Origin of the sequence: Maledivibacter halophilus (genome assembly GCF_900167445.1) — a bacterium.
GTDB classification, from domain to species: Bacteria; Bacillota; Clostridia; order Peptostreptococcales; family Caminicellaceae; genus Maledivibacter; species Maledivibacter halophilus.
In genome coordinates, this window is the sequence record NZ_FUZT01000009.1 from 258,771 (window position 1) to 280,312 (window position 21,542).

The following is a 21,542-nucleotide window of genomic DNA, read 5'->3' on the forward strand; positions in this document are numbered from 1 at the left end:
GGAGGTCAAATATATGAATATTAATGAAATATATAAGAGTAAGTTAAAAACAATACCAGAAGCAGTAAAGCTTATAAAATCAAATGATTTTATTGTATGCGGGCTTGGTGGTAGTGAACCTTTAAATATATTAAATGAGCTTCATACGATAAAGGGAAATGGAGTTAAAGGCTGTGAGCTTAGTAATACATTACCATTTGGCAATTATGAATTCATGAAAAATCCTGACTATAAAGATGTTATTCATGTTAATGGATGGTTTTATACACCGGGATTAAGAAAGCATCATCCAAAGGGACATTTATCTTTCCAGCCACAGCATTTACATCTTGCTTTAAGCAAAAGATTGTATGCCATGGAGGGAAGAAGAAAGGTTTTATTGACAACATGCTCAAAGATGGATAAGCATGGCTATCTAAGCTTATCTATAGGAAACACCTATGAAATGGAATTGGTGGAATCTGGAGATGCAGTAATAATTGTTGAAGTAAATGAAAATTATCCTAGAACCTTTGGTGATAATCAGCTTCATATAAGTCAAATTGATGCAATTGTTGAAACAGATACACCAATTGTTTCTTTACCCGTTGCACCTTTTTCAGAAAAGGATAAAAAGATTGGTGACTATATAGCTGATCTAATTGAAGATGGTTCAACCATCCAACTGGGTATTGGTGGAATACCAAACGCTGTTGCCAAGGCTCTAGAGTCCAAAAAACATTTGGGGATTCATACAGAAATGTTTACTGATGGCATGGTAGATCTGATAGAATGTGGAGCAGTAGATAATTCTATGAAAACACTATATAGGAATAAGTCAATTTGTACCTTTGCTCTCGGTAGCCAAAAACTCTATGATTATGTTGATGATAATCCTAACGTATTATTTATGCAAGGTAAATGGACAAATGACCCTTATGTTGTAGGACAAAATCATAAAATGGTTTCTATAAATACTACAATAGAGGTTGATTTAACAGGTCAATGTTGTTCGGAATCAATAGGACACAAACAATTCTCTGGAACAGGAGGGCAGGCAGATACTGCAATAGGTGCACAAAATTGTCCAGAGGGAAAGTCTTTTATAGCTCTTTATTCTACTGCAAAGGTTAAAAATAAAAATGGAGAAAGAGTTACAGTATCAAAAATAGTACCTACACTAAAGGCTGGAGCTACTGTAAGCTTATCTAGAAATGATGTTGATTATGTAGTTACAGAATATGGTGTTGCATGGCTTAGAGGACAAAGTATTGGTCAAAGAGTAAAAAGACTTATAAATATAGCTCACCCAGATTTTAGAGAGGAATTAAGATTTGAAGCCAATAAGCTTATGATGTGGTAAATAGTGATTTTTTAAATTTATAGACTACAAAATATAACCGCTTTAAACAATCTGACCGCTTGTTTAAAGCGGTTATATCTTTGCAAAGAAACTGAAATATTCTCTTTTAAAGCTCATAAGAAAGCCCCACAATACTTGTAGCTTATAACCTGGAACTTGCAACTACAACTGCAATTGGCAAACTTTGAAAAAATCTACTTTTAAGCTGAAAACCGATTATAATACTGCAAAAAATCACTTAATGGCTATTACCTATTTTCAATGGGCTAAATTCCGTAGCACTAAAGCCGGTATTAAACTTCATACAAAGTTAGATTTAAGTAAAGGTATACCTGAAAAAATTATTGTTTCAAATGCTAAAGAGCATGACAAAACAAAAATGGATAAACTTATGAGTGAAAATTAAGCTATTTATATTTTAGATAAAGCTTATAAAGAAATATCGCATTATAAAAATAATAGATTCTACAGGTAAAGACTTAGTATTTCTAACTAATATATTTACTTTATCTACTGAAGATATAGCGTGGCTTTATAAAAAACGCTGGGAGATTGAATTATTTTTTAAGTGGATTAAACAAAATTTAAAAATCAAAGGATTTATAGGACATAGTTTTAATGCTGTCATGATTAAAATAATTACAGCTATTATTACATTTGTTATGTTAAAGCTAGTTAAGCAAAGTGCTAAAACAGCCTACGGCTTAATAAGAATAAAAAGATTTATAAAACATTCATTAACTAAATCAATTGATAAAGAAAAATTCAGTTGGGAAGTATGGCTAAGTGGATAAAATATTGACACTTTAATTCCATATAAATCCAAGAATACTTCCCTACGGGAATACTTTAACTAATTTTACTGGAATAATATTGCAATATGTGGGTTTTCAAATTTTTAAAGTTTAAAATATCATATAAGTAAAAGTCAATGGTAATATTTTTAAATTATTGAACACTAGTGTTATAATATATAATAAAAAGGAAATGATTTGATTATATAGACTTGGAGGATAACTATGCAGAAGAATAGTAATATACTATGGAAATTATTTAATGTTTTTTTTAGAATAGGTTTTTTTACAATTGGTGGAGGCTATGCCATGTTGCCTATGCTTCAAAGAGAGGTTGTAGAAAAGTATAAATGGTCAACTGATGAAGAGATAATGGACTATTATGCTATAGGTCAATCTACTCCAGGAATTATAGCTATAAATACAGCCACATTCATAGGATATAAGGAAAAGGGGGTTATTGGAGGTATCGTGGCAACGCTAGGGATGGTTGTACCTTCATGGTTTATAATAATTTCTATAGCTGCTCTATTTCAGCAATTTGCAGATAATCCATTTATGCAAAGAGCCTTTTCTGGCATACGTATAGTAGTGGTGGTACTTATTTTAAATGCAGTAGTAAAAATGGGTAAAAAGGCCATTAATAATTGGATTGGTATTGTTATTAGTTTTCTAGCTTTTATATTAGTTATAGGCCTTGGAATATCTCCAATTTATATTATTGTAAGTGCTGGTATTGTTGGTATTTTAATAAATGCTTTAAATGGGAAAGGGACGCAACTATGATAGAATTATTTAATATATATTGGATTTTTTTTAAAATAGGTTTATTTACGATTGGAGGAGGACTAGCCGCTATTCCTTTATTACAAAATGAAGCATTAACTAGGGGCTGGGTAACTAAGGCTAGGTTTGCAGATATGATAGCCGTTTCCCAATCTACTCCTGGACCTATTGGGATAAATTTGGCAACCTATGTTGGCTTTAATGAAATGGGGATTGTGGGTTCTATAGTGGCAACTATAGGAATGGTTACACCGTCTATTATCATAATATGTGCCATTGCTAAGTTTTTAAAGCATTTTAATGAAAATAAAATAGTCAGGGGTGTGTTTTTAGGGCTTAGGCCAGCTGTAACAGGTCTTATTGCATCAGCCGCCTTTAGTATTGCATTAATTGCTATTTTCAATATTGACATGTTTAAATTAACAGGAAATATAATAGACCTGTTTAATTTAAAGGCTGTGGCTCTATTTGTAATTTTTATGTATGCAACAAACAAATGGAAATATCACCCTATATTTTATATAATAATTGGAGGGTTAGCAGGATTGCTTATTCTTTAAATTTAAAGGATTTTAGAAATATAATTAAAAGAGGAAAATTTATAAGCACCTGAGTAAATTGAATAATTGCTTTTTTAATAAACTAACTACTACATATTGTTTCGAAATCTTGGAAGTTATAACATCAAAATATATTCTATTCTAAATAATTAAATTAAGGATAATATTTGCATATGTAACCCAGACAAATTAGAATTATGCAATTTCCTTATTTTACTATTATGTAAAGGATGATGAGAAATGAATTTTAATCCATTGCAATATGATTATAATTCTCAAAGAAGTGTTGTATATGCTAAAAATGGTATGGTTGCAACATCTCAACCCCTTGCTGCACAGGCAGGACTGGATATCCTAAAAAAAGGAGGAAATGCTATAGATGCGGCTATAGCAACGGCGGCAGCACTAACGGTTGTTGAGCCAACCTCCAATGGTATAGGTGGGGATGCCTTTGCATTGGTATGGACAAAGGGAAAGCTACACGGGTTAAACTCCAGTGGGCCATCGCCAAAGAGTATCTCTATAGAAGCTTTAAAGAATAAAGGGTATAAAGAGATTCCCAAATTTGGATTGATACCGGTTACTGTTCCTGGAGCACCGGCAGCATGGGCTGAATTATCGAAAAAATTTGGAAGACTTTCCTTTACTGAGGTATTGAAACCTGCAATAGAATATGCCGAGGATGGCTATCCAATATCACCATATGTTCAAAAATTATGGAATAAAGGGTATAAGCTGTATAGTAGAGAGTTAAAAGGAGAAGAGTTTAAACACTGGTTTGAAACATTTACTAGGGATGGCAGGTCTCCAATGGCTGGTGAAGTTTGTCACTTACCCGATCATGGAAGGACCTTGAGTTTAATAGCTCAAACGAATGGCCAAGCCTTTTATCATGGAGAAATAGCAGAAAAAATAGATATGTTTTTTAAAAAACATGGTGGCTTTTTAAGGAAGATAGATTTAGAAAGCTTTAAGCCGGAATGGATTGATCCAATAAAAATAAATTATAGGGGCTATGATGTGTGGGAAATTCCTCCAAATGGGCAGGGGGTAGTGGCACTCATGGCTTTAAATATACTTAAAGGCTTTAATTTTACACAAAAGGATGATGTTGAAACCTATCATAAACAAATTGAAGCAATGAAGCTGGCCTTTGCAGATGGACAAAAATATATAACAGATTATAAAAGAATGAGGGTAAAATTAGAAGATCTACTTTCCGATAGTTATGGAAATGAAAGAAGAAAATTAATTGGTAAGGAAGCTTTAACGCCAGAGGCTGGAAAGCCAAATGGAAGTGGAACTGTTTATTTAGCCACAGCCGATAATGAAGGGAATATGGTTTCCTTTATTCAGAGTAACTATATGGGTTTTGGATCTGGAATAGTAGTCCCTGGAACAGGTATAAGCTTACAAAATCGGGGGCATAATTTTTCCTTTGACCCGTTGCATCACAATTGCTTAGAGCCTTGTAAAAGAACTTATCACACTATTATTCCGGGATTCTTGACAAAAGGGAATAAACCAATAGGTCCCTTTGGAGTAATGGGAGGTTTTATGCAGCCCCAAGGCCATGTTCAGGTTATTATGAATATGATAGATTTTAATTTAAATCCTCAGTCTGCATTGGATGCACCGCGTTGGCAGTGGATAGAAGATAAAACTGTGCATTTAGAGCATAGGTTATCAAATAATATTTCCTATGGACTATTAAATAAAGGCCATGATATAAAAATACAAGCTGATTCAATTAACTTTGGCCGTGGTCAAATTATTTGTGTGGATGAACATGGTGTTCTTTGTGGAGGAACAGAGCCTAGAACAGATGGTACTATAGCGGCATGGTAAAATCAAATAGAAAATATTTAAAGTTTCTATCCATTATAAATATTCTTTATAGAGGAAATTGTATAATCATCTTAAGCAATTTTCTTTATAAATTATGTTATTATAATATTAATAAATGTATTTGACATATGTAATACTATAGATGTATATTTAATAGAATTTAGTCTAATTGTTATTGCATCATGTATTGTAAATTATAATGGAATTAGGAGGAGTAATATTTGTAATGAGAAATGTAGATGTGAAAGAAATTATAGGAGCAGTAAAAGAAATGTGTATAAGTTCAAATTATAATCTTGGAAAAGATGTTTTAGATGCATTTGAAAAGTCTAAGAGAAGTGAAGAATCATCAGTAGGAAGAGGAATAATTGAAAATCTTATCAAAAATGCAGAAATAGCTAAAAATAACCAGGTACCAATGTGTCAAGATACGGGAATGGCTGTGGTGTTTGTAGAATTAGGCCAGGAGGTTCAAATTATAGGGGGGAATATTACAGAAGCCATAAATGAAGGAGTAAGACAGGGATATAAAGAAGGTTATCTTAGAAATTCAGTTGTAGAAGATCCCTTGATAAGAAAAAATACAGGGGACAATACACCGGCAATAATATATTATGATATTGTGCCTGGAAACAAGATTAAGATAACAATATCACCAAAGGGATTTGGTAGTGAAAATATGAGTAAGACAAGGATGCTAAAACCCTCAGATGGGATAAAGGGAGTAGAGGATTTTGTAGTTGAAACAGTATCACAGGCTGGGCCTAATCCATGTCCACCAATAGTTGTAGGAGTAGGTGTTGGTGGAACATTAGATAAGGCTGTATATCTGGCTAAAAAGGCATTATTAAGGCCTATTGGAAATCATAGTAATCTTGAACACATTAAAAAAATAGAAAAAAGTCTTTTAGATAAAATTAATAATCTTGGTATAGGGCCCCAAGGTTTAGGTGGAAATACTACTGCTCTTGCAGTTAATATTGAAGTGTTTGCAACTCACATAGCAGGCTTACCTGTGGCTGTAAATATAAATTGCCATGCTTCAAGACATGAAGAAAGAATTATATAAAGAGTTATAAACCATTAATAAAGGGAGAAGATAACTATGTCAGTAAATACAAAAAAAATAACAACTCCTTTAACTAAAGAAAAGGTACAGTCCTTACATGCAGGAGATACTGTTTATATAAGTGGAACTGTATATACGGGTAGAGACGCAGCTCATAAAAGATTAATTGATACCCTTGAAAGAGGAGAGGAGCTGCCCTTTAATATTAAAGATCAGATTATTTATTATGTAGGGCCTGCCCCAGCTAAACCGGGACAAGCAATTGGCGCTGCTGGGCCAACTACCAGCTATAGAATGGATGATTTAACAGTTCCACTTCTTAAACTTGGATTAAGTGGAATGATTGGTAAGGGAAGTAGGAGTCAAGATGTAATAGAAGGTATGGAGAAATACGGAGCAGTATATTTTGCTGCAATAGGAGGAGCTGGGGCACTTATTTCTAGCTCAATAAAAAAGGCTGAGATTATAGCCTATGATGATTTAGGACCTGAAGCAATAAGAAAGTTAGAGGTAGAAGATTTTCCTGTTATAGTAGTTATAGATAGTAAGGGAAATAATTTATATGAAACAGAGAGGGAAAAATATAAAAAGTAGGAGGAGAAAATATGGCAGATTATAATGAATTGGCATTAAAACTACATAAAGAAAATAAAGGAAAAATATCCGTAACAAGTAAAGTAAAGGTTGAAACTAAGGATGATCTGTCTACAGCCTATACTCCAGGTGTGGCACAGCCATGTAGGGAAATAGAGAAAAATAAAGATACAGCTTATGATTATACATCCAAAGGAAATCTTGTTGCTGTTGTAAGCGACGGTAGTGCAGTACTTGGATTAGGAGATATAGGAGCCTCAGCTTCTATTCCAGTAATGGAGGGAAAAGCAGTTCTTTTTAAAAGCTTTGCAGATGTAGATGCATTTCCAATATGTTTAGATACTCAGGATGTTGATGAAATAGTTAGAACTGTTAAGCTAATGGAACCGGTATTTGGAGGTGTCAATTTAGAGGATATAAAAGCCCCAAGATGCTTTGAAATAGAATCAAGGCTTAAGGAAATATTAGATATTCCTGTATTCCATGATGATCAACATGGTACAGCCATTGTAGTTGTAGCTGGACTTATTAACGGATTAAAACTTGTGGATAAAAAAATGGAAGAAATAGAGGTTATTGTAAATGGAGCCGGGTCTGCTGGAATAGCTATATCAAAATTACTTTTAAGTCTTGGTGTTAAGAATATAATTTTATGTGGACGAAAAGGTGCATTGCATAAAAATTCAAAAGATATGAATTGGGCACAGTTAGAAATGACAAAGATCACAAATAATAATAATGAGACTGGAACTTTAAAAGAAGTCATAAAGGGCAAGGATGTATTTATAGGCGTATCTGGACCTAATATAGTTACAAAGGAAATGGTTTCTACCATGGCAGCTAAGTCAATAGTTTTTGCCATGGCTAATCCTGTGCCGGAAATAATGCCTGATGAAGCCAAAGCTGGTGGAGCTTATATAGTTGGCACTGGAAGATCGGATTTTCCAAACCAGGTAAATAATGTTTTAGCATTTCCAGGTATTTTTAGAGGAGCATTGGATGTAAGGGCTTCAGATATAAATGAAGAAATGAAAATAGCAGCAGCCTATGCCATAGCTGAAACTATATCTGAAGATGAACTAAATGAAGATAATATATTACCAAAGGCTTTCGATAAGAGAACAGCTAAAAATGTGGCAAATGCAGTAAAAAAAGCAGCTATAGAAATAGGCGTTGCTAGGAAGAAATAATTCATAGGCATATGCACGAATTTTCCAATTTATACATATCAATAAATAAATATAAAAAAAATCTTGACAACTTATTATATATAGCTTATAATTTATACAATAAATTAACAAGATTAAAACTGTGAAGAGAAGAGTAGATACACAGCTAAGTCCTAGCGAGCTGGTTATGGTGAGAGTCCAGCACAAAGCTTGTATTGAAGAACGTCTCTGAGTTTCTAACCGAAAGCCATGTGTTTTATTAATATGGGTGAGTAGACTTAGACGGAGCCAAACCGTTATTAATTGGGCGATATCGAATAGAAATATTTCTATTCTGTATTTGTTGAGTGAGCAATACTATGCTAATCTGGGTGGTACCGCGGAAAATGAGCCTTTCGTCCCTTTATATGGGGATGAAGGGCTTTTTTAATTGAGTTAGGGATAATTTTATAATTGAGATAATTGCATAATTTTAATTTGAGACAATTTTATATGCTGATATTATATTCAATTAATCTATTCTAAACACATAAAAAACAAGGAGGATTTAAATTATGAAATCTTTAGAAAAATCATTAATTATACCCAAGGACTATGAAGCAAAGTTAAATCTAATAGATACAGAGATTGGAATAAAAAGTATTAAAGATCATTTCCAGAAAACTTTAGCTAAAAAATTTCAGCTAACGAGGGTGTCAGCTCCACTTTTTGTTAGACCTGAAACAGGCTTAAATGATAATTTAAATGGTATTGAAAGGCCTGTTTCCTTTGATGTATTGGGAATCGGTGGTAAAGAAGTAGAAGTAGTTCATTCACTAGCTAAATGGAAGAGAATGGCACTTGCTAAATATGGATTTGATGTAGGTAAAGGCTTATATACAGATATGAATGCCATAAGAAGAGATGAAGAGCTTGATAACCTTCATTCAATATATGTTGATCAATGGGACTGGGAAAAGATTATATCCAAGGAAGAAAGGACAGTTGAAACTCTTAAGGAAATAGTTCAGGAGATATATAATGTATTCAAAGATACAGAGGAAGAAATTTGTTCTATATATCCCAAACTTGAAAAACAGCTTCCAGAAGATATTTTCTTTATAACAGCTCAGCAACTAGAGGACAAATATCCTGAATTAACTCCTAAACAAAGAGAAGATGCAATAACTAAAGAAAAGGGTGCAGTATTTGTAATGCAAATAGGTGAGGATCTTAAATCAGGTATCAAGCATGATGGCAGAGCACCTGACTATGATGATTGGAAATTAAATGGAGATATATTATTCTGGTATCCAGTTTTAGATATGGCCTTTGAAGTTTCTTCTATGGGAATTAGAGTTGATGAAAAAGCATTGGAAAGGCAATTGAAGCTTGCTGATTGTGAAAAGCGTAAAGAGCTTCCATACCATAAGGATTTACTTGAAGGTAAACTTCCATATACAGTAGGAGGAGGAATAGGACAATCCAGAATGTGTATGTTCTTCCTACAAAAGGCTCATATTGGCGAAGTGCAAGCAGCAATTTGGCCAGAAGAAATGATTGAAGCATGTGAAAAAGAAAGTATAATTTTGTTATAGTGAAACAAGGTGAAGTTTTAATTTATACATCTTAAAAATATAGATGCTTCATATGAATGCTTCTGAGATTTTTGAGATGTATAAATTTAGCTTTAAATTCATTTCACCTTGAGTCCATTTATTTTTGTTTTAAAGAAATGAGGAAATTGCACAATACATGTGAGGAATTTTAATTATGCAAGTTTCTTAAATCATTAAAAAATCATTAATAGACAATTATCAACTACAATAGTTTGGCAAATGTCTTTATAGAATGACATATGATTTAATAGCTTGCTTCATATATCTGATTGTTGTATCTGCTGCATACTCATTAGTGAAGTCCACTTGCTTATTTAATATTCGTAAAAGCATACCTTCATAAATTAAAAGAATCATTTCATTTATTTGGTCCAAATGTTCTTTTTTAAAAAAGCCTTCAGCCACACAAGCTTTAAGAATAGTCATGGTTCTGATATAAATATTTTTTTCCATAAGCATTGGCAATATTTCAATTGATAGTTCTCCTAATTCTTCAGGAAAAATCGAATAGTATTCTTTAATGGTATCATTAATAAAATTCCTATATTTATCAAAGAAAATAATATAATATATTTTAGGATTTTTAAAGGAATGATGGCAAAAACATTTCCAAACGGCAAAGAATTTATCAAAGGCATTCATTGAATCTTTTATATAATACTTTAAACTAAAGGCGTAATTCTTTAAATATTTCATGGAAGCGAAAAAAAGTAAATGGTTAAGGTCGTTAAAGTAATTATACAAAGTAGCACTATTATAACCTGCGATATCTGCCACTTTTCTAATTGTAACTGCTTCTATTCCTTCCTTTTCAATAATTTGATTTGCTGCATCAATAAAATATCCCATCATGCGTTTCTTTTGTATTATTTTTTTATTCATTATTATCACCAACTATTTGCAATTAAATTGTATAAAATTTTTAACCTTAACTATTATAACATATAATAGTTGATTTACTTAAAGTTAGAATATTATTTTAGATTGTAATATTTGATATTAATATAATTGTATATAAAAAGATTCTATGAATAAAATACAAAAATAAAGAAGGAAATTATATAATAGATGTAGAATATTATTTTATGATAATGGCAATAAATGTAATAGCTTTGTGCTTTAGCCTTGGATCCAAGGATGGCAATTAAATTTATTGTCGCTAACTATAAGCTTTACAAAAAGAAGTGATATAACACAAATTAAAATTTCTACTGGAATCTCTATACTACAACTTGATTTTAAATTAATGGAAAGGTGGTCAAAATGGATAAATTAGACATATATGAAATAGAAAGCAAAAAAACTAAGACATTATCGGATATTGTATTTAGCAAACTCAAGACAGCAATTTTAGAAGGCTATTTTAGGGAAGGAGAAAAATTATCTACAGAATCAATAAGAAAGAAGTTTAAAGTAAGTAGAATGCCAGTTAGAGAGGCATTTCGAAAATTAGAAGCAGAAGGCTTAGTTGTTGTTCATCCTCAAATAGGTGTTATTGTCTCAGATATTAGCATTGAGGAGTTTGAAGAAATTACAGAAGTAAGAATATTATTAGAAAAATATGCAGTGAAAAAGGCTTTAGAAAATGCCACAGATAAAGATTTTGAACTATTGGAAAATATTATTGAAGAAGAAGAAAAAGAAATAGAATTTATGAAGAAAATAAAAATTAGAAATAAATTTCATCTAGAGGTATATAAATTAGCTAATAATAGCATACTTTTCTCTCATATATGTGAAATATATGATAAATTTGGAAGATATATTTATTTGCATGCCCAATATGTAAAAAAAACTGAGAAATATAATCATAGAAAACTGTTAGAAGTATTTCAAAGTAGAAATATTGAAAAAACATTAGTAATATTGGAAGCCCACATAAAAGATGTGGCGGAAGAGATAAAAAGGATTCTTATTAATAAATAAATTCAGAAAAGAAGTTCAAAATTCTTTTCTGAATTTCAAACTTTGATCCTATAATATTGAAAAGTGATTGCCAACGAATATATAATAAATTTTGATTTAAATGATTGCTAAATAAAAGAATAAGTATTGACATGAAAAGGTTTTTTTTATATACTAATAGTATCTTGGATCCAAGGATGCCAGGTGTAAAAAACTTACATTAATCTTCAAAATATATATTTTAAAATAGCAGTTGTGATTCTATTAGTTCATACTAAGGAAAGTAGCACTACAATGTCATATTTGTAGAAAAATTAACAATCCTATGTTTGAAAGGAGGTAAATTAGTGAAGCTTACAAAGGAAGAATTAGAAATATTAGATGGTTCACAGGGCAATGCAAAACAGAGGGCAATGGAGCTGTTAGTAAAGTATGGAGAGGCATTAGGTGCAGAAAAATTTGTTGAAGTTACAAATGTGACAGGTGGTATTGGTGGTTCTCCACAAATAAGAAATTTTGCCGATCAAGTGGGAGATATGGACGCAGTATTTTCAGAGTTCAAATTAAATTCCAATGAAAGGGTGGAAATACCAAGACTTGAAGCCTTTTCAACTGCCCTTACAAATACTATGGACCCACTGTGCTGGAAAATTCAAAATGCAACTGAGAGTGCATATAAATGGGGAGTGAAATGTGAAGATTATAGTAAAACAATAGATATGCATTGTGCCTTTACATGTGCTCCATATGTAGTTGGTATAATGCCAGTATTTGGTGAGCATTGTGCATGGATGGAGTCAAGTGCAATATCATTCTGTAATTCAGTTATAGGTGGTAGAACAAATACAGAGGGGCTAGAAAGTACAGGTGCAGCAGCTCTGGTTAAGAGAATTCCCTACTGGGGATTGCATATTAAAGAAAATAGGTATGCCACTCATCAAATAGATGTAAAAATAGAAGTTGATTCAAATAAGGATTGGGGACTACTTGGATATTATTTTGGGAAGATGGTTCAGGAAAAGGTTCCCGTAATTAATGGAATAGGGTCACAGCCTAATCTTATTAAATTAAAGCATTGTTGTGCTGCAGCAGCTTCATCAGGTGGAGTGGAAATGTATCATATTGCTGGGAAAACACCAGAGGCAAAAACCCTTGAGGAAGCACTGGGCAATAAAAAGCCCTTAGAAGTTTTTCCCTATGGAGAAAAAGAGAGAAAGGAAATATATGAACATCTAAACTCAGGAAATAGTGAAGATGTTGATTTTGTAGTATTAGGCTGTCCCCATGGCACATTGGAAGAAATATGGCAAGTTGTTAGATTTTTAGATGGGAGAAAAATAAATGGAAATTCTGCTCTATGGATTTTCGTACCTAGAGCTATTAAAGATATGGCTGATCGTCAAGGATATACTGAAATTATAGAAAAAGCAGGTGGTCATATTATGGCAGATACTTGTCCAGCTATGGCTAAAGTTTTTCCAAAAGGAACCAAAACTGCTGCAACTAATTCAGCAAAGCAGGCCCATTATTTTCCATCGCTAACTGGAATAGGAACCTTCTATGGTTCAACTAAAGAATGCATTGAAGCTGCTGTTAGTGGAAAATGGCGAGGTGAATTATAATGAAGGAAATAATAATAAAGGGAAGAAAGGTTATTGGTGGAGTTGCTCAGGGAGAGGCACTTGTTACAAAGCAGGCTATTTCGGGCTGGGGAGGAACAAACCCCCTTGAAGGTAAAGTTATTGAGAGAAAACATGAGCTTGAAGGTTGTTGTTTTAAAGATAAAATACTGGTTTTTCGTGGAGCAAAGGGATCCTCAGGCTGGACTAATGCTTTTCACATAGCAAAGTTAGCAAATAAATTACCCAAAGGGATTATCTTTACAGAAATGACCACAAAAATTGCTCTAGGTGCGGTTATTATGGATATTCCAGCAATGACAGATTTTGAAAAAAATCCTCTTGAAATAATCGAGACTGGTGATTGGATAAAGATTGATTCTGATAATGAAGAAATTATTATCAGAAAAAATAAATAATAATTTAGGGGGGCTACTTATGAGAAGAAGTATCAAGTCAGTTTTATCATTAGTAATTATAGTTGTTTTAATTTTTTCATTAACTGCATGTGGTGGCAAGGAAGCCAAGGGAGAAAAATCAGAAAAAGTTTACAAATGGAAATTAGCCACAACATACAAAAATCCTGCATCAGGAGCTCAATATAATAGTATGGGACAAGCCATTCAAAAATTTTGTGATGATGTAAAGGAGAAAACAAATGGTCAGGTAGTTATTGAGCCATATTTTGATGGAACTTTAGGTGGTAATGTGGAGCTATTTGAACAGTTAAGACGCGGAGAAATTGAGATGTACATTGGACAGCCTATGGCAAGTGTTGACAAAAGATTTGGTGCATTAAGCTTACCGTATTTATTCAAAGATATTGAAGAAGTAAAGGAATTAGTATGTGATGAAGAAGGAGAAATATTTAAACTGGTTAAATCATGGATGGATGAGTATAATTTGGAGCTGCTAGCTGTTGGACCAAGTGTATTTAGAGGATTTGCAAATAGTAAAAGGTCAATAGAAAGTATTGAAGATTTAAATGGACTGGCAGTACGTATTTATCAGGATCCAGTTGTTCAAGCTTTTTGGGAGGAAGTTGCAAGCCCAACGCAATTATCCTTTGGTGAAGTATATACAGCCTTACAAACAGGAACTGTAGACGGCTTGGAATTTTCACCAACGGGAGTTGTGGCATATAAGATTGCAGAGGTTGTAGATAATTATACTGATATTAACTGGCAGTGGACATTTGGTTTACCTTTACTTGTAAATGATAAATATCTAAATGAGTTACCTGAGGATTTACAAAAAACTGTAAAGGAATGTGCTGTTGAAGCAATGAAATATCAGGGCGAGCTTGGATCAAAGGATGATCAGGCTGCCGTAGAAACTTTAAAGGAAGAGGGAATAAAAGTAGTAGAACTAACAGATGAACAAAGGCAGGAATTTATTGACTTTGCAAAGACCTTAGAACCTAAATTTATAGAAATTATTGGTAAGGATACATTTGAACAAGTTACTTCAGCAGTAGAGGAAGCTAGAAATAAATAATCTGATCTGCCTCTTCTTTAGAGGAAGAGGCAAGATTATCTTTTTAAAAGAGGTGAAGATAATGGTGGATATTTTATCTAAAATTGATAAAATGATACAAAAGCTTTCTAACTTTTTAATGGGTTCATTTGTAACATTGATTATAGCCATAGTATTTATTCAAGTTGTATTTAGATATGTTCTAAAATTACCATTAGCTGGAGCAGAAGAATTGCCTAAATATTTTATGATAGCCTGTGTATATTTAGCAGCTGGTTTACTGGCAAGGGATGACGGACATGTTAAAATTGACATGCTTACCCTTATAGTGAAAAATGAAAAAATAATTCATATTATTAGAACTTTAACACATTTATTATCTTGTATAGCAGTTTTGGTATTTACGATTTTAAGTTTTGAATATGTTGCGTTTAACTATACCTCCAAAGACGTTTCAGCAGGATTAGGATTCCCAATGTGGTGCATCACTTCCTTTTTAATTATTGGAGGCACGCTGATGACGATTAATTATTTTATCAGTGTAATAAAGGATATAAAGGAGGTTAAACAATGGCAATAGGAATTAGTTTCGCGGTAATATTAGGGCTTATAATATTAAGCGTACCAGTGGCAATTTGCTTCCTTTGTGGATCATTACTTTATGTTTTATTAACAGGCATGTCTCCAGGAGGTATTGCTCCAGGTGCATTCTTTGCATTGGATTCAACAACATTATTGGCAATTCCATTGTTTCTAATTGGTGGAATGTTAATGGAGATAAGCGGTATAGCAGAAAAATTAATTGACTTTGCAAGTGCTTTATTAGCAAAAGTAAAAGGTGGATTGGCTGCAACAATACCTGTGGCTTGTATGTTTTTTGGAGCACTAAGTGGTTCAGGAACAGCAGCTGTTGCTGCATTAGGATCTATAATGATACCAAGGCTGGAAAAACTAGGCTGGGATAGAAGATATACTGCTGCACTTATGGCTGCATCAGGGCCATTGGGCTTTATGATTCCTCCTAATATGACGGCTATACTTTACGGTGTTATTTCAAATACTTCAGTGGCGGCACTGTTCTTATCAACTATAATACCTGGATTTATTTGGTGTAGTCTCTATTTAATAATTAATAGAATATTATATAAAAAATATTTTAAAGAAAATGAAGATTTTCAAAAACTAATGAATCAGTCAGTTAAAGAAAATGTCAAAAAAAGCTTTAAGGAATCTATTCCTGCCTTTATCATGCCTCTGATAATATTGGGAGGGATATATGGTGGCATTTTCACCGCAACAGAAGCAGGGGCAGTAGCCTGTGTTTATGCAATTATCATAGGAGTATTTATTTATAAAGTAGTAGATTATAAAAAATTCTCAGAAATGACAGTGAAAACTGGTAAAACAATAGGATCTATTTTAATAATTTTTCCAATGGTTAATGTTTTTACTCGGTTTTTAATAATTGAGGGCGTTCCACAAGCTGTAGCAAGCTTCTTACTAGGAATTACTAGTAATCAATATGCTATATTACTATTTATCAATATTATATTCCTTGTTTCAGGCATGTTTTTGTCCTCAGGAGTTATAACCCTAGTATTAACACCGCTTATGATGCCAACAGCGGTTGCTATAGGTTTAAATCCTATACAAATGGGAGTAATGTTGTTTACAGCTGTAGGAATAGGTACTATTACACCTCCAATGGCTATGAATTTGTTTGTTTCATCTAAAGTTAGTGGTGTGAAATTTCAGGATATGCTAAAGCCACTATGGCCATTGTTATTTTTCGGAGCAGTTCCCGTGTTGCTATTAGTTACATTTATTCCACTCTTATCATTATGGCTTCCTAAAATTGTTATGGGAGCAAAGGCTATAGGGCTTTAAATGAAAAAAATAACTGTTATAGGCGGAGGTGCTACAGGATTAGCTGCTGCTGCACACTTGACCTTAAAAGGAAATAAAGTAACTTTATTTGACACGGGTGAAAATATAGAAAAGATAATGAAGTGCCGTAAAATAAATTTTATTGAATCAGAAATAACTAGGGAAGTTGACATTAATAATTGTACAAATGATCCTAAAATTGCTTTAGAAGATTGTGAAATAGTTATTGTTGCTGTTATTGCACAAAGACATGAAGAAATAGTTAAGGTATGTAGTAAGTATTTCAGTAAAAATCAAATAGTATTAATTACTCCAGGGAATTTGGGGTCATTGGTATTTTATAATTATCTTAAAAATAATGATTATAAAATGCCCTTATTAGCTGAAGTTGAAAGCAATTTATATGTATGTAAAAAAAGAGATGATATTACAGTAGAACTGGTATTGCCTATTAGGCCAAGATATATAAGTTCATTTCCTGCAATAGATACAGCAAAGGTAATTGAAGGATTTCAAGATATTTATACTTTATATTCAGCAAAAAATGTATTAGAAACAACCCTTAATTTACCTAATATAGACTCTCATGTTCCAGGAGCCATACTTAATGTTGGAGGAATTGAAAGGGGAGACTTTTATTTCTATAGGGATGGATTAACTAAATCTGTTTTAAAATTTATTGAAAAACTATATGAAGAAAAAATTATGATAATGAAAAAACTAGATTGTGAAATTAGAACAAAGTTAGATTTATTAGAAAAAATCAGTGACGCTGATAATTTTCCAAATTTAAATCCATTCAGGGAAATAAAAGGGCCTGATGATGTTTATCACAGATATATATCAGAGGATACCTTTGTAGGTATGAGTATCATTACTTCATTAGGAGAGATGTTAGGAATTAAGACTCCTACTGCTAAAGCTTTGATATATATAGCATCAATTTTAAATGATTGTGATTATAGATTGAAAGGAAGAACATGTGAAAATCTTGGACTATCAAATATGACAAAAACACAATTGAACTATTATTTAGAAACAGGAAGAAATAAAGAGCTTTAAGTTTTGTTATTTTATATGAATGAAAAAATTATAAAATAAATAATGAAAAAGAATTCTTGTGATTCTTTGTGTTTTTAAAACATGGATCCTAGGATGACATAATAAGGGGGTAAATAAATGAAACTAGAAGTTGCAAATTATAACGTAGAGGATGTAAGATGGGCTGAAAAAAGTTATTTTGCAGATAGTTGCCTGTACTTAAGTAAGAGGGAATTAAAGGATATAATTTTAGAAGATGAATTGTTAGAGGATGTTGAACTTGTTTTAACAAAACCAGGTGAAAACACAAGGATAGTTAATATTCTGGATATGTTTGATGCTAGATGCAAGGCAAGTGATGAAGGAACTATATACCCTGGTTTTACCAATGACATAGGAACCCCGGGAATAGGAAGAACAAATGTATTAACCGGTTTTTCAATTGCTGAGATTGGAAAGGTTGAAAATTTACAGGCATTCACAGAAATTTTTCTAGGTGTACTTGATATGAATGGTCCTGGAGCAGAAGTGACTGAATACAGTAAAAATCATGTTTTATCATTAGTATTTTCATGTAAAACCAAAAACGCCGAATCCATGGCTATGGTCCATAAAAGAGCCTGTACCAAGATTTCAGAATACATTGCCAAAACAACCATAAATAAGAAGCCAAATGAAATAAAAGTGTATGAAATGAATCCTTGTAAAAGAGGAGAGAAAAAGCTTCCAAGGGTTGGATATATATATTATACTGAATCACAAAATCATTTAAAAGAAACATATTTCTATGGAATAAATTCACATTATTTTGTTCCTTTCACTATGCATCCCAATGAAGTTATGGATGGAGCCATGGTATGTATGATGTATGAGTATTCTGCAGGACACCGAGATCATACCATATCAATGTGTAACAATCCAGTTGTGCAGGAGCTTTACAGTAAGCATGGAAAGGAAATTGAATTTGGTGGGATGATAGTTTGTAATGCACATTTAAAGCATACACTCAAAAAATCTGTAGCCTATTTGGCTGCAAAAATTGCTAAATACAATTTGGAATTAGATGCAGTTGTAATAACAAAGGAAGGCGGAGGACATCCTGTAACAGACCTTATGTTATGTGGAGAAGAATGTGAAAAAGCGGGGTTAAAAACTGCCCTTATTACAGAAGAAGTTTTAAACCCCGATGGAACAGGTATGTCAACTGTATTTTATTCACCCCATGTGGATTTAGTAGTGAGTACTGGAAACCATGAAGAGCTAGTTGATATTCCACAAATGGAAAATCTAGTTGGATATGAAAAGGATCATCCAAAATACTTGGAAATGATAGGACCTAGAAAAATAAGAAGTGGTGTTATACCAGGTGCACTGCAGATTACTGGTCATACAAAATTAGGATGTAAAGCTTTTTAAATAATTTTTAAATAATCTCATAATTTGTGATGAAGGGAGTAATATTATGGGTAAAATAAGGATAGTACATTACTTAAATCAATTTTTTGGAGGAATTGGTGGAGAAGAAAAAGCAATGACAGAGCCCTTTGCTGAGGAAAAACCAATTGGGCCAGGGTTGGCTTTACAAAAATATATGAAGGATATTGGAGAAGTTGTTGCAACAGTAGTATGTGGAGATGACTATTTTAACAATGACAAAGAAAAGGCAAGCAAAGAAGTTCTGGAAATAATTAAAAAGTACAGTCCTGATTTTCTTGTGGCTGGACCTTCTTACGCAGCTGGAAGATATGGTTTGGCATGTGCCCAGGTATGTAAGATAGTTAAAGAAGAATTAAATATAGAAGTTATTACGGGTATGCATCCGGAAAATCCAGGAGCTGAGCAGGCAGATAAAAGCTTTTACATTGTTCAGACTCCAAATAGAGTAAGAAATGTAGCTAAAGATATCAAAAAAATATCTGATTTTTCTAAGAAGCTTATAAGAAAAGAAAAAATAGGATGTGCCCAGGCTGAAGGGTATATACCAAAGGGCTTTAGAAAAAATGTTGTTCAGGAAAAGCTTGCTGCAGCTAGAGCTGTAGAGGGACTAATTGCCAAGTTAAATGGTAAAACATTCAATAATGAGATACCTAAACCCAATATTTATGTTGTTGAGCCTGCAGAGCCTATAAAAGATATGAAGAAAGCTAAAATAGCCCTTGTTACTGAAGGTGCATTATTTCCTAAAGGAAATCCCGATAGGATAGAAGCAGCTTGGGCTACTAAATTTGGTAAGTACTTTATAGGTGATTATGACAGCATGCCTGCTGAGGTTTTTCACTGCTATCATAGCGGCGTAAATACTACCTATATAAATGAGGACCCTAATAGATTAGTGCCCCTTGATGCACTTGTAAAGTTAAAAAATGAAGGTGAAATTGGACAGGTATATGATTATATGTATGCAACATGTGGCTGTGCAATGCCTATAGAGAATGGGAGAGAAATGGGTAAAAAGATAGCTAAAGGGTTACTTTCAGATGGCGTAAATGGTGCTATTCTGACATCAACCTGAGGTACTGGTACACGTTGCGGTGCAACGTTAACTAAGGAATTAGAAAATATGGGAATACCTTGTGTATTGATTACAGCGCTTTATGACCCTGCTAAAGGAATGAACGTTCCAAGAGTAGTTCAGGGAACTGCAATTTGTAATGCCACTGGAAATCCCGATATTCCACTGGAAGAAGAAAGAGATTTTAGGTATAAACTTATAAAGAAGGCTTTGAATCTATTGGAAGTAGAAGGAGATAGGCTGTAAATATTACTTTTAATCTTTAGTTTATTTATTTAAATTAATAAATATAAATCAGACATCTTCTAGGCATTGTCTTCTAAAAGATTAGTGGATATAGCCTTTAGATGTCTGATTTATTATTTATAATTGATATAATTGTACAACTATGATTTGGTAGAATTAAATAATGTATATACTAAGTATTTGCCCATGTATAAACTAAGTTTTGCTATATAAACCCTATATAGATAAAAAACATTGAAATTTATTAAAGTTTAGATTTGTTTATCTTTAATACCTATTAAAAATAAACTATAAAACAGAAAAATATAATCATGATTATATAATAAACAAATTTACAAAACGATCAAAAGTATGATATAATAGTTCCGAATTAAAAAAAATACAAACAATGATCTTTTATATAATTTAAAATAAAGGAGGTAAATTAATGGATAATCTATATGACATTATAATAGTTGGATGCGGGCCAGCAGGTCTTGCTGCAGGTTTATACTCTGCAAGGGCTAAAATGAAAACCCTTATTTTAGAAAAGGGAAAAACAGGAGGACAAATTGTTACTACCAATGAAGTAGCAAATTATCCTGGTTCAATTAAGGAAGCAACTGGACCAACCCTTATTGCAAGGATGGTAGAGCAAGCTGAAGAGTTTGGTGCAGAGAGAAAAAACGATGCTGTGGTTTCAGTTGATTTAAATGAAAAAATTAAAGTAGTAAAATGTGAAAATGGAGAGTATAAGGGTAAGGCAGTTATAATTGCAACAGGAGCGACTCCAAGAAAATTAGGGGTACCTGGAGAAGAAAAATTAACTGGTAAGGGAGTATCATATTGTGCTACATGTGATGCGGATTTCTTTACTGACCTTGAGGTGTTTGTAATTGGTGGAGGAGACTCAGCAATTGAAGAAGCAATATATTTAACAAAATTTGCCAGAAAAGTAACAGTTGTTCATAGAAGAGATGAATTAAGGGCAGCTAAATCTATTCAGGAGAAAGCCTTTAAAAATGAAAAAATGGAATTTATATGGGATTCAGTTGTTGAAGAAATTAAAGGCGATGGAATAGTTGAAGCAATGGTTCTTAAGAACAAGAAAACAGGT

At 32.7% G+C, this 21,542-nt stretch carries 21 protein-coding genes and 1 other annotated feature; of the genes, 20 read left to right on the forward strand and 1 reads right to left on the reverse strand.

Going from position 1 to position 21,542, the window contains the following annotated elements:
* The first annotated feature begins 13 nt into the window (after positions 1 to 13).
* The 10 genes from B5X81_RS18055 (at position 14) to asnA (ending at position 9,739) form a co-directional block, all read left to right on the forward strand.
* Positions 14 to 1,342 (forward strand): acetyl-CoA hydrolase/transferase family protein, encoded by a 1,329-nt coding sequence (locus B5X81_RS18055; protein WP_079493639.1) that lies wholly within the window; start codon positions 14 to 16, stop codon positions 1,340 to 1,342.
* A 184-nt stretch (positions 1,343 to 1,526) separates the two neighbouring features.
* The gene (locus B5X81_RS18060) at positions 1,527 to 1,748 is read left to right on the forward strand and encodes a hypothetical protein (RefSeq protein WP_079493641.1); all 222 of its coding nucleotides are present in this window, start codon (positions 1,527 to 1,529) and stop codon (positions 1,746 to 1,748) included.
* A 49-nt stretch (positions 1,749 to 1,797) separates the two neighbouring features.
* The gene (locus tag B5X81_RS28500) at positions 1,798 to 2,136 is read left to right on the forward strand and encodes a transposase (protein WP_330397410.1); all 339 of its coding nucleotides are present in this window, start codon (positions 1,798 to 1,800) and stop codon (positions 2,134 to 2,136) included.
* Between the two features lie 225 nt (positions 2,137 to 2,361).
* Entirely contained in the window at positions 2,362 to 2,922 is a 561-nt protein-coding gene (locus B5X81_RS18070) for a chromate transporter (RefSeq protein WP_079493646.1), read from the forward strand.
* Complete coding sequence (locus B5X81_RS18075; protein ID WP_079493649.1) at positions 2,919 to 3,482, forward strand: chromate transporter; 564 nt, start codon at positions 2,919 to 2,921, stop codon at positions 3,480 to 3,482. The genes B5X81_RS18070 and B5X81_RS18075 overlap by 4 nt, the downstream gene beginning before the upstream one ends.
* Before the next feature lie 240 nt (positions 3,483 to 3,722).
* Positions 3,723 to 5,330, forward strand: a complete 1,608-nt coding sequence (gene ggt / locus B5X81_RS18080; protein ID WP_079493651.1) for a gamma-glutamyltransferase — start codon at positions 3,723 to 3,725, stop codon at positions 5,328 to 5,330.
* 226 nt (positions 5,331 to 5,556) lie between these two features.
* Complete coding sequence (locus B5X81_RS18085) at positions 5,557 to 6,399, forward strand: fumarate hydratase (RefSeq protein WP_079493653.1); 843 nt, start codon at positions 5,557 to 5,559, stop codon at positions 6,397 to 6,399.
* A 36-nt stretch (positions 6,400 to 6,435) separates the two neighbouring features.
* A complete protein-coding gene (locus B5X81_RS18090; protein WP_079493655.1) occupies positions 6,436 to 6,993 on the forward strand; it encodes a Fe-S-containing hydro-lyase in 558 nt (185 codons plus the stop codon).
* Positions 6,994 to 7,004: 11 nt separating this feature from the next.
* Positions 7,005 to 8,183: an NAD(P)-dependent malic enzyme gene (locus B5X81_RS18095; RefSeq protein ID WP_079493657.1), complete on the forward strand. Its 1,179-nt coding sequence runs from the start codon at positions 7,005 to 7,007 to the stop codon at positions 8,181 to 8,183.
* Positions 8,184 to 8,295: 112 nt separating this feature from the next.
* Positions 8,296 to 8,568: a binding site (T-box leader), on the forward strand.
* A 148-nt stretch (positions 8,569 to 8,716) separates the two neighbouring features.
* Complete coding sequence (asnA, locus tag B5X81_RS18100; protein ID WP_079493660.1) at positions 8,717 to 9,739, forward strand: aspartate--ammonia ligase; 1,023 nt, start codon at positions 8,717 to 8,719, stop codon at positions 9,737 to 9,739.
* A gap of 246 nt (positions 9,740 to 9,985) precedes the next feature.
* On the opposite strand, the gene B5X81_RS18105 is transcribed toward asnA, so the two are convergent.
* Positions 9,986 to 10,642 carry a TetR/AcrR family transcriptional regulator gene (locus B5X81_RS18105; protein ID WP_079493661.1) on the reverse strand — a complete coding sequence of 219 codons (657 nt, stop codon included), beginning with the start codon at positions 10,640 to 10,642 and terminating at the stop codon, positions 9,986 to 9,988.
* Between the two features lie 381 nt (positions 10,643 to 11,023).
* Between B5X81_RS18105 and B5X81_RS18110 the strand changes: the two genes are divergently transcribed.
* The 10 genes from B5X81_RS18110 to B5X81_RS18160 all read left to right on the forward strand — a co-directional run.
* On the forward strand, positions 11,024 to 11,686 hold the full coding sequence (locus B5X81_RS18110) for a GntR family transcriptional regulator (protein WP_079493663.1): 663 nt from the start codon (positions 11,024 to 11,026) through the stop codon (positions 11,684 to 11,686).
* Positions 11,687 to 12,012: 326 nt separating this feature from the next.
* A complete protein-coding gene (locus B5X81_RS18115) occupies positions 12,013 to 13,287 on the forward strand; it encodes an aconitase X (RefSeq protein WP_079493664.1) in 1,275 nt (424 codons plus the stop codon).
* Positions 13,287 to 13,703, forward strand: coding sequence for an aconitase X swivel domain-containing protein (locus tag B5X81_RS18120; RefSeq protein ID WP_079493666.1), 417 nt, complete (start codon positions 13,287 to 13,289; stop codon positions 13,701 to 13,703). Before B5X81_RS18115 ends, B5X81_RS18120 begins: the two co-directional genes overlap by 1 nt.
* Positions 13,704 to 13,722: 19 nt before the next feature.
* On the forward strand, positions 13,723 to 14,781 hold the full coding sequence (locus tag B5X81_RS18125; RefSeq protein WP_170917487.1) for a TRAP transporter substrate-binding protein: 1,059 nt from the start codon (positions 13,723 to 13,725) through the stop codon (positions 14,779 to 14,781).
* Positions 14,782 to 14,842: 61 nt separating this feature from the next.
* Positions 14,843 to 15,340, forward strand: coding sequence for a TRAP transporter small permease (locus B5X81_RS18130; protein ID WP_079493669.1), 498 nt, complete (start codon positions 14,843 to 14,845; stop codon positions 15,338 to 15,340).
* The gene (locus B5X81_RS18135) at positions 15,331 to 16,647 is read left to right on the forward strand and encodes a TRAP transporter large permease (RefSeq protein WP_079493670.1); all 1,317 of its coding nucleotides are present in this window, start codon (positions 15,331 to 15,333) and stop codon (positions 16,645 to 16,647) included. The genes B5X81_RS18130 and B5X81_RS18135 overlap by 10 nt, the downstream gene beginning before the upstream one ends.
* Entirely contained in the window at positions 16,648 to 17,709 is a 1,062-nt protein-coding gene (locus B5X81_RS18140; RefSeq protein ID WP_079493672.1) for an NAD/NADP octopine/nopaline dehydrogenase family protein, read from the forward strand.
* 117 nt (positions 17,710 to 17,826) lie between these two features.
* On the forward strand, positions 17,827 to 19,104 hold the full coding sequence (locus B5X81_RS18145; protein ID WP_079493674.1) for a glycine/sarcosine/betaine reductase component B subunit: 1,278 nt from the start codon (positions 17,827 to 17,829) through the stop codon (positions 19,102 to 19,104).
* Between the two features lie 46 nt (positions 19,105 to 19,150).
* Entirely contained in the window at positions 19,151 to 20,446 is a 1,296-nt protein-coding gene (locus tag B5X81_RS18150; RefSeq protein WP_332055744.1) for a glycine/betaine/sarcosine/D-proline family reductase selenoprotein B, read from the forward strand.
* Between the two features lie 427 nt (positions 20,447 to 20,873).
* The coding region (locus B5X81_RS18160) for an NAD(P)/FAD-dependent oxidoreductase (RefSeq protein ID WP_079493681.1) at positions 20,874 to 21,542 on the forward strand (669 nt) is incomplete at its 3' end.

Coding starts and splice junctions, on each gene's coding strand:
- B5X81_RS18085 (WP_079493653.1), top strand. CDS start 5,557: ATGAGAAATGTAGATGTGAAAGAAATTATAGGAGCAGTAAAAGAAATG.
- B5X81_RS18130 (WP_079493669.1), top strand. CDS start 14,843: ATGGTGGATATTTTATCTAAAATTGATAAAATGATACAAAAGCTTTCT.
- B5X81_RS18110 (WP_079493663.1), top strand. CDS start 11,024: ATGGATAAATTAGACATATATGAAATAGAAAGCAAAAAAACTAAGACA.
- B5X81_RS18075 (WP_079493649.1), top strand. CDS start 2,919: ATGATAGAATTATTTAATATATATTGGATTTTTTTTAAAATAGGTTTA.
- B5X81_RS18120 (WP_079493666.1), top strand. CDS start 13,287: ATGAAGGAAATAATAATAAAGGGAAGAAAGGTTATTGGTGGAGTTGCT.
- B5X81_RS18070 (WP_079493646.1), top strand. CDS start 2,362: ATGCAGAAGAATAGTAATATACTATGGAAATTATTTAATGTTTTTTTT.
- B5X81_RS18105 (WP_079493661.1), bottom strand. CDS start 10,642: ATGAATAAAAAAATAATACAAAAGAAACGCATGATGGGATATTTTATT.
- asnA (WP_079493660.1), top strand. CDS start 8,717: ATGAAATCTTTAGAAAAATCATTAATTATACCCAAGGACTATGAAGCA.
- ggt (WP_079493651.1), top strand. CDS start 3,723: ATGAATTTTAATCCATTGCAATATGATTATAATTCTCAAAGAAGTGTT.
- B5X81_RS18055 (WP_079493639.1), top strand. CDS start 14: ATGAATATTAATGAAATATATAAGAGTAAGTTAAAAACAATACCAGAA.
- B5X81_RS18145 (WP_079493674.1), top strand. CDS start 17,827: ATGAAACTAGAAGTTGCAAATTATAACGTAGAGGATGTAAGATGGGCT.
- B5X81_RS18140 (WP_079493672.1), top strand. CDS start 16,648: ATGAAAAAAATAACTGTTATAGGCGGAGGTGCTACAGGATTAGCTGCT.
- B5X81_RS18135 (WP_079493670.1), top strand. CDS start 15,331: ATGGCAATAGGAATTAGTTTCGCGGTAATATTAGGGCTTATAATATTA.
- B5X81_RS18090 (WP_079493655.1), top strand. CDS start 6,436: ATGTCAGTAAATACAAAAAAAATAACAACTCCTTTAACTAAAGAAAAG.
- B5X81_RS18125 (WP_170917487.1), top strand. CDS start 13,723: ATGAGAAGAAGTATCAAGTCAGTTTTATCATTAGTAATTATAGTTGTT.
- B5X81_RS18095 (WP_079493657.1), top strand. CDS start 7,005: ATGGCAGATTATAATGAATTGGCATTAAAACTACATAAAGAAAATAAA.